Source organism: Streptomyces sp. NPDC033131 (genome assembly GCF_055578365.1).
This window is the reverse complement of sequence record NZ_JBVIPA010000069.1, coordinates 20,895-27,206: the sequence shown is the minus strand read 5'-3', so window position 1 is coordinate 27,206 and position 6,312 is coordinate 20,895. Positions and strand designations below refer to the sequence as shown.

The following is a 6,312-nucleotide window of genomic DNA, read 5'->3' as shown; positions in this document are numbered from 1 at the left end:
CAGCAGGCCACCGGCACCGGACCGGAACGTTCCGGCTTCGCCCACACCATCAGGCGACACCAGAACCGCTCATAGACTCACGAACCGCCCACTGAAAGCACCCCTTAGGGGCCCTGCCGGATCATCGACGACCTCGAACCGGCTCTCGCGCTCCAGCCGCGTCGACGCTTCCGCAACGCCACCGTGCTGATAGTGGACGGCACCCTGGTACCCACCCGCGACCGGGCCATGGCCGCCTCGGCCAAGGACTACCGCTACTCCACCAACCACCAGACACCTCACGTTGCTATGCCGTCGAACGGCGTCACCGTTACTACCGCGAGCAGGGCCACGGCCGCAAAGAGACCCGCGCGACCCGAGTCCTCACCGTCACCGGCCTGACGATGGACTTCCCGCACGCGGCCCCGGCCACCCGCATCACCCGCCAACCGACCGACCTCAAGAAACCGGCAAAACGCACCAGCCGGACCGTCCACGCCCTCACCGACCTGACCAAACGACAGGCATCGCCCCAGATCATCGGGCGACTCGCACGATCCCAGTGGGCCATCGGAAACCGGCTGCACTTCCTCCGCGACACGCGTCCCGCGACGCCGCGTTCCGCGAGGACGCCTCAAAGACCCGCTTCGGCCGGAGGCCGGAGCACATGGCCACCCTGCGCAACCTCGCGTCCACGTGATCCGACACACGGCCACACCAACATCGCCGCCAGCTTCCGCCACACCTCCTACGACCCCTTCACCAGGCTGCTCGACCTGCTCGGCATCGCCTGACCTGCGCGATCACACCGCAACCCGACTTTGAAACGGCCCTGGCGGCAAAGAGGCTGATCAAGCAGCCCCTCCATTGCCGTTCAATGGCAAGACATCCTTGCGCTCGGATGGCGGCGAGCCTAGCGTTCCCGAATCAATCATTGGTGATTGTCGCCAACTGGGAACCGAGCGCATTAGGGGCCGCGGTGAAGATCAGAAGCGATGCCGGTTCTCAAGAATCACTACCGATTGCCGCGACTTACTCTGCCACCGAAGACAGCCTTGACGCTCTATCGACAGAGAAGCGGTGGACCGTACTCTGGCAAGGCTCCCGCGGGTGGCGACCGATCCTCGTCCTGCTCGTCGCGGTGTTCAGCCTCTTCAGCATCATGGACGACTCATATCTTTCCAAGGCAACCATCGAAGGCAGCATCACCTCGGTGGCTGGCCTGTGGATCGTCGCGATGGGCATGACCTTGGTCCTCATCAGTGGCGGGCTCGACCTCTCGGTCGGCGTAGTCGGAGGGCTGGCAGGCTACCTACTCGCAAAGTTGCCAGCCGGGTCCGTGCCGGGTCCGGTGGCAGTTCTAGTTGCCGTTCTTGCCGGCGCGGCCTTGGGTGCGCTCGCCAACAACACTTATGCGCCCAGCGTGATGACAGGCGAACGGTTCGTGGACTTCGTTAAATCCGCAACATGGTGGTTGCCAGAAACCAGGAAAAGGCCGTAATCATGGAACATGTAAACGACGGTTCGAAGCTGCCAGAGGTTCCGGACAGCCTATTCATCGGCGGGAAGTGGCAGGAAGCGATTTCCGGCGAGACGCTCGACATCGTCGCGCCGACCACCGAAGCCGTGATCGCGACGGTCGCGCGCGGCGGAGCCCGCGACATCGATCACGCCGTCGCCGCCGCCCGTGCACAACTCGAGGGTGGTGAATGGTCGCGACTCACGGGCGCCGACCGGCGCCGATTGCTGGTCAAACTGGCGGCGTTGATTGAGCGGGACAAGGACAAGCTCGCGCTCATCGAGGCTGTCGACGGCGGGAAGCCGCTGCGTGAACCCACGCTCATCGACATTCCCACGTCGATCGAAACGTTCGAGTACTTCGCCGGCTGGGCTGACAAGATCGACGGCCGGTCGGTGGAGGCGCCCAGCCTCGGCCGCGCGCGCCACTCGTACACCCGACGCGAGCCGATCGGTGTTGTAGGCGGAATTATTCCGTGGAATGCGCCGCTGATGATCAGTGCCTGGAAGCTGGCGCCTGCGCTCGCGGCAGGCTGTACGGTGGTCCTCAAGACGCCGGAGGATGCTCCGCTGAGCTGTCAATACCTGGGATCGTTGATCGAAGAGGCAGGTTTTCCCGCCGGTGTCGTCAATATCTTGCCGGGCTTGGGTGTTGACGCCGGCGCCCGGCTGGCACGCCACCCGGGTGTGGATAAGGTGAGCTTCACCGGAAGTCCCGAGGTTGGGCGCGACGTGGCCCTCGCGTGCGCCCGGGACTTCCGGCGATTCAGTTTGGAATTGGGGGGTAAGTCCCCGCAAATCGTGATGGGGGACGCCGACCTCGACGCCGCGGTGCGAGGAGTCGCCCTCGGGTTGTTCGCAAACCAGGGTGAGGTTTGCGCGGCCGGTACCAGAATCTTCGTTGATGCCCGGCACTACGACGACTTCGTCCGTGAACTCGCCAAGGCAGCGCAACAGGTTCGACTTGGCGACCCACTCGACGAAACCGTGACCATGGGCGCACTGATCAACCGCAAGCAGCTGGACCGCGTGACTGGCTACATCCAAAAGGGGCGTGACGAAGGGGCACGTCTCGTCACCGGCGGCAAAAGCCCCGACCGCAAGGGTTTCTTCGTCGAGCCAACGATATTCGCCGACGGCAGCAATGACATGACCATTGCTCGGGAGGAGATCTTCGGCCCGGTCGGCCTGGTCATGCCGTTCACGGATCCGGACGAGGTCATCGCGTTGGCAAACGCCACACAGTACGGACTTGCCGCCTACCTGTGGACGCAGAATCTGTCCACGGCACACACCATGGCCGCCGAAATGCGGGCGGGGACGATATGGGTCAACGGCGCCGGCGCGCCAGACCCGCGCCTGCCCTGGGGAGGCATGAAGACCAGCGGAGTCGGACGCGAGCTGTCCTGGGCCGGCATCGAGGCCAATACCGAGGAGAAGGTCGTCTCGATCGTGCTGTAGTGCGATCGTACGACGGGAGAACGGCATGCCGAATGCCTCCGACACACCTGCCGGGTCCGTTGAGGCCGGAGACCCAGCAGCAGATCACGATCCGTTCGGGGATCCGACGACCTCCGCGGGACCGCCGATCCAAGTCCGTGATGTTCATAAGCGGTTCGGTGGCGTCCACGCCCTGCGCGGCGTCAACTTCACCGTAACTCGTCCGGGCGTGGTACACGCGCTGCTTGGTACGAACGGCTCGGGTAAGTCCACGCTGCTGGGCGTGCTCGCCGGTCAGGTCCGCTCCGATGCCGGCGAACCACTGGCCGGCGGCAAGCACGCGACGTTCCGGTCCGCCGCCGACGCGATCACGTCTGGGGTTGTGATGGTCTCTCAGGAGGTCAACGTCGCGCCCGATCTATCCATCACCGAGAACATCCTGATGGGCAGGCGCCTGGTGCGCTCGCCCCTGGGCATCAACTGGCGCGACTCGCATCGTCGCGCAGCGGAGGTGCTGGCGAGCCTCCAGCTCGACTACTCACCGACGCGAGCAGTGCGCACTCTGAGAGCGAACCAGCGGCAAATGGTGGAGATCGCGCGGGCGGTGTCGATGGACGCCAAGGTGCTGATCCTCGACGAGCCGACAAGCTCTCTCGCCGAGGAAGAGGTGCGGTCGCTGTTCGAGGTCATCGACCGACTCAAGAGTCGGGGGGGCGCTATCATTTTCGTCTCACGCCGGCTGCCGGAAGTGACGGCTCTGGCCGATGAACTGACCGTGCTGCTCAACGGAGCCGCCGTGGCCAGTGGGCCGATGTCAGATTTCGACATCGGTCAGCTCATCGAAGCTCTGACCGGTGACGTGGCCGCTATCGAGCGTCGTGACGATACCCGCACGAGTACGCCCGACGTAACCGACCGCCGTCCCGCCCTCGTCGTCAACGACCTGCGGATCGACGGTCTCGTCCCTGGTATCAACCTCGATGTCCGGCCCGGTGAGATCGTGGGCCTGGCCGGTTTGGAGGGATGCGGCCGCAGCGAGATCGTGCAGGCGATCTTCGGTGCGCGTCGCCCCGACGACGGCCGAGTCATCGTCGACGGCACCGAGCTCCCTGTCCACTCGCCGCGCAGCGCGATGGCCCACGGCCTCGGGTACCTGGCCTCCGACCGCCGCACCAGCGGTGTGATCCCCTCGATGAGCATTGAGGCGAACTTGACCATGGTCGCGTCCCGCGACGAGGGACGCTTGCGGCGCCCCGCCGCGTGGTCCCCGCGCGGCGGGGGACCAACGGACATGGCAACGCGCATGCGCATCCGGGCACCATCCGTCAACGCTTCGGTAGGCACACTCAGCGGTGGCAATCAGCAGAAGGTCACGCTGGGCAAATGGCTGATCTCGCAGCCGAAGGTACCGCTGCTCGAAGACCCCACCCGGGGCGTCGACATCGGGGGCCAAGGCTGAGACCAACCTCTTGCTGAAGGAGGAGGCCGCACGCGGCCTGGGCATTCTGGTGACCTCAGCCGAGACGGACGAACTACTGCTCCTGTGCGACCGGATCCTCGTCATCTTCCGCGGCGATGTGGTCGCCAACATCCCGGCGCGGGACGCCTCCGAGGCAGACATCGCGCGGCTCAGCAGTGGCCACTGACGCTGCAACCACCCCACGGCAGTGCAACTCGACCAGATTGGATTTGTTATGCCGACCCGACGACTTCCTGGTAAGGACGTGATGCCCATCGGCAAGATCGTCACCGTCCACCACGCGAGGCCACGGACCTGTTCGGCGGCCTCCCGGCCGAGGGCCCACGCGGGGGGATCACGGCCTGGCATCGCGGTGGACCGTGCCGTCGCGCTCCAGGGTCCGCAAGGCCTGGGCCAGCATCTTCTCGCTGACCCTTCCGAACTCACGGCGCGCTTCGCTGAAGCCGAACGAGCGGTCCAACAGCGCGACACCCGAGTCGTTGTAGGGCCCTCTCCCATCGTGCAACCAGGGCCAGGGGCCCGGTCGGCCCCCGCCCTTCCTCTGCGACTTTCAAGAAAGGCCACAACCCTTATGGGCTTTTTGATCACCGACATCTCGACGACCGGCAAATCCGACGACGACCGCTTTGCCCTGCGTGAGGATCACCTGGGCTACGTGCGAGAGAATGCCAAGTCCATCGCGTTTTCGACTCGGACGTGGACTACAGATGGTGCAGAACTGACGGGCGGCGCGTTCCTGTTGAAGGCGTCGGACGTCGAGGATGGCGACAGGTTCTGCGCGGGCGATCCTTATACCAGGCACGGAATCCGGGACCAGTCTTTGGTCGCGTGGACCGATCTGCAGGGACTCAAGTCGGGGGAAGGCCGATGAGGCTCGCGACAGTACGCACAAAGTCGGGCATGCGGGCGGTTCGCGTGGACGGTGACTCGCTGATCGCACTCCCGTACCGGGACTTGTCGGAACTGTTCGAGGACCCCAACTGGCGAGTGTCCGCACAAGCCAGCGGCGACGTGCTCGAAGGCGGCTTGACGTTGTTGGGCTCAGAGCCAGTCATCCGGCCTGGCAAGACAATCTGCGTCGGTCTCAATTACCGAGCTCACGCGGACGAGGTGGAGTCCAGCGTGCCGGACTACCCGACGCTCTTTGCGAAGTTCGCAGACGTGTTGACAGGAGCCACGAGCCCAGTTGAACTTCCGGATGTCTCCTCCGCAGTGGACTGGGAAGCGGAGCTTGGAGTTGTCATCGGTCGGGAAGCGTATGGCGTGTCGGTAGAACAAGCGATGGAGTACGTAGCCGGCTTCACTGTCGTCAACGACATCTCGATGCGAGACTGGCAGTTTCGCAGTTCTGAGTGGTTCGCGGGCAAGAACTTTCAACGATCCACTCCGGTCGGCCCAATGATCGTCACGCTCGATGAACTGAACGACCCACTGGATCTAGCGATCTCGTGCGAAGTCGATGGCGAGATCATGCAGAGTGCTCGAACATCAGAGCTTCTGTTCAGCATCCCGGAATTGATCGCATACATCTCTAGTTTCATCACCCTCCGGCCAGGCGATCTCATCGCAACAGGGACTCCATCCGGCGTAGCTCTCGCGCGCCCCGGGAATCCGTACTTGCGGCACGGCCAGGTGGTGACCGTATCTATCGAGGGCATCGGCTCGTGCCGCAACGAGTTCTTGGCCATCCCCCCGTCCAACCTCGAACGGGTGAGCTAGCCGGTGCGGTGCAGGAGTTCCCTCAACGCGTCCTGGCCGTCGATCAGGTGTGCCCTCCCCGTGGGTTTACGAGGTTGCTCAGGTTGACGAACCAGTCTTGTAGCGAGGATTTGCGGCGCTCGCGAGCGGTGCCCGATCGACCCAAAGCGTAGAGAGCGAACCAAAGAGGAGAGCGG

The 6,312-nt window shown here is 64.3% G+C and carries 6 protein-coding genes and 2 pseudogenes; 7 read left to right on the top strand and 1 reads right to left on the bottom strand.

From position 1 onward, the window contains the following. Nucleotides 1–117 precede the first annotated feature (117 nt). From ACZ5XS_RS43155 to ACZ5XS_RS43135, 5 genes and pseudogenes are all read left to right on the top strand, one after another. A pseudogene (locus ACZ5XS_RS43155) lies at nucleotides 118–273 on the top strand (IS5/IS1182 family transposase); the annotation flags it as partial. Between the two features lie 643 nt (nucleotides 274–916). Further along, nucleotides 917–1,480, top strand: a complete 564-nt coding sequence (locus tag ACZ5XS_RS43150; protein WP_468660899.1) for a hypothetical protein — start codon at nucleotides 917–919, stop codon at nucleotides 1,478–1,480. Continuing rightward, entirely contained in the window at nucleotides 1,447–2,958 is a 1,512-nt protein-coding gene (locus ACZ5XS_RS43145; protein ID WP_468660897.1) for an aldehyde dehydrogenase family protein, read from the top strand. The genes ACZ5XS_RS43150 and ACZ5XS_RS43145 overlap by 34 nt, the downstream gene beginning before the upstream one ends. 25 nt (nucleotides 2,959–2,983) lie before the next feature. After that, the gene (locus ACZ5XS_RS43140) at nucleotides 2,984–4,396 is read left to right on the top strand and encodes a sugar ABC transporter ATP-binding protein (protein ID WP_468660895.1); all 1,413 of its coding nucleotides are present in this window, start codon (nucleotides 2,984–2,986) and stop codon (nucleotides 4,394–4,396) included. 10 nt (nucleotides 4,397–4,406) lie between these two features. Further along, nucleotides 4,407–4,583 carry a hypothetical protein gene (locus ACZ5XS_RS43135; protein ID WP_468660893.1) on the top strand — a complete coding sequence of 59 codons (177 nt, stop codon included), beginning with the start codon at nucleotides 4,407–4,409 and terminating at the stop codon, nucleotides 4,581–4,583. A 104-nt stretch (nucleotides 4,584–4,687) separates the two neighbouring features. Here the strand turns inward: ACZ5XS_RS43135 and ACZ5XS_RS43130 are convergent. Beyond that, nucleotides 4,688–4,922, bottom strand: a pseudogene (locus ACZ5XS_RS43130) (winged helix-turn-helix transcriptional regulator); the annotation flags it as partial. A gap of 75 nt (nucleotides 4,923–4,997) precedes the next feature. On the opposite strand from ACZ5XS_RS43130, the gene ACZ5XS_RS43125 reads away from it, so the two are divergent. Together ACZ5XS_RS43125 and ACZ5XS_RS43120 are read left to right on the top strand one after the other, a co-directional pair. Next, nucleotides 4,998–5,288 carry a YciI family protein gene (locus ACZ5XS_RS43125; RefSeq protein WP_468660891.1) on the top strand — a complete coding sequence of 97 codons (291 nt, stop codon included), beginning with the start codon at nucleotides 4,998–5,000 and terminating at the stop codon, nucleotides 5,286–5,288. 83 nt (nucleotides 5,289–5,371) lie between these two features. Beyond that, nucleotides 5,372–6,136, top strand: a complete 765-nt coding sequence (locus tag ACZ5XS_RS43120) for a fumarylacetoacetate hydrolase family protein (RefSeq protein ID WP_468660889.1) — start codon at nucleotides 5,372–5,374, stop codon at nucleotides 6,134–6,136. Nucleotides 6,137–6,312: the final 176 nt, after the last annotated feature.